4 protein-coding genes are annotated in these 1,328 nt (G+C 39.2%); all 4 read left to right on the plus strand.

Annotation, left to right across the window (positions count from 1 at the left end):
- A partial coding sequence (locus H5187_RS23550) for a DUF2931 family protein (RefSeq protein WP_259401773.1) occupies positions 1-423 on the plus strand: 423 nt, incomplete at its 5' end.
- Between the two features lie 46 nt (positions 424-469).
- On the plus strand, positions 470-679 hold the full coding sequence (locus tag H5187_RS24875; RefSeq protein WP_259398918.1) for a hypothetical protein: 210 nt from the start codon (positions 470-472) through the stop codon (positions 677-679).
- Positions 622-987 carry a DUF2931 family protein gene (locus H5187_RS24880; RefSeq protein ID WP_310737482.1) on the plus strand — a complete coding sequence of 122 codons (366 nt, stop codon included), beginning with the start codon at positions 622-624 and terminating at the stop codon, positions 985-987. The genes H5187_RS24875 and H5187_RS24880 overlap by 58 nt, the downstream gene beginning before the upstream one ends.
- Positions 988-1,033: 46 nt before the next feature.
- On the plus strand, positions 1,034-1,210 hold the full coding sequence (locus tag H5187_RS23560) for a hypothetical protein (RefSeq protein ID WP_182798474.1): 177 nt from the start codon (positions 1,034-1,036) through the stop codon (positions 1,208-1,210).
- Positions 1,211-1,328: the final 118 nt, after the last annotated feature.

Below are 1,328 nucleotides of genomic sequence, written 5' to 3' on the forward strand. Positions count from 1 at the left end.
GCAGGCGGTGCGACACAAAAGGGTAATGAAATCTGGGTGCAATCAATCACTTTTGATAATAGTTGGGGTATTCCTATGGGGAGCCTTGGTTGTTGCTGGCAAAGTGCCGGTAAAACAAGTGGTGTATACGATCAAAAATTCCCAGAAAAAGTCGCGGTTGAATGGTTAGATAAGTCAGAAAATAGAATTTACTTTGGTGAAGTGGCAATAAATAAAAATGGTTATAAATTAGCTAAAAATTTACCTTCATACACAGCGCATACAGGTAAGGTTTTTAAAGATGTAAAACCATATTTAATAGTCGGTATGGGTGAATCAGGTGAGATAAAGGTTTGGGTTTCAAATACACCATCCGCTGGATTTACTGGCCGTGTATTACACGAACTAGCCTCAGGGCAAGCACAGTGGCGTGAGAATAAGTAACTAAGCCATTCCTCAAGGGCAGCTTGAACTTAAATGGAAATATATTTTGAGTAACCTCATAAAATGTCTCACCACATTGACCTTTACATTATTTGTAATGGGTTGCGCCTCAACAGGTAAAATTGATTACATGGTCGCAGGTGTAGGCACGGAAAATGGCAATGCAATTTGGGGGCGTTCTGTGGTATTTGATGATGAGTGGGGAATACCGTCAGGTTCAATTGGTGCTGCTATGGTGAAACAAGGGCGACGGTAAGTGTTTACGATAAAAAATTCCCAGAAAAAGTAGCCGTTGAATGGTTAGATAAGTCAGAGAACAGAATTTACTTTGGTGAAGTGGCAATAGATAAAAATGGTTATAAGTTAGCTAAAAATTTACTTGCATATACACGGATAAGTACAGGGGAAGTAGGAAAAAATATCAGGCCTTATTTAATTGTTGGCATGGGCGAAACTGGCGAAATAAAAGTGTGGCTATCAAATACAAGCTCAGGAATGAATAGAACAGGTCGCGTATTACACGAGCTTGGCTCTGGGCAAGCACAATGGCGTGAGAATAAGTAACTAAGCTATTCCTCAAGGGCAGCTTGAACTTAAATGGATATAGATTATGGACAAAATCATAAAATTACTTCTTATTAGCTTGTTTGCTGTATTACTAGGCGGTTGTGCAACAACAGGTGAAATAGATTATATGGTTGTATCGGGTTCAACGGATGAAGGTAATGATATATTCGTGACTTTAATTAAGTTTGATGACCAGTGGGATGTACCCGCAGGAACCTAAGGGATCCCCAAAAATAATTATTAAGTTTCAATTACATCACTCACATCCATATTTTTCCAATCGATTTGCACTACTACCTGTACGAAATAGGCTAGTCCTTCCAAATAATCTCGCCGTC

This window comes from Pseudoalteromonas sp. SG44-1, from assembly GCF_014164315.1.
Classification (GTDB): domain Bacteria; phylum Pseudomonadota; class Gammaproteobacteria; order Enterobacterales; family Alteromonadaceae; genus Pseudoalteromonas; species Pseudoalteromonas rhizosphaerae.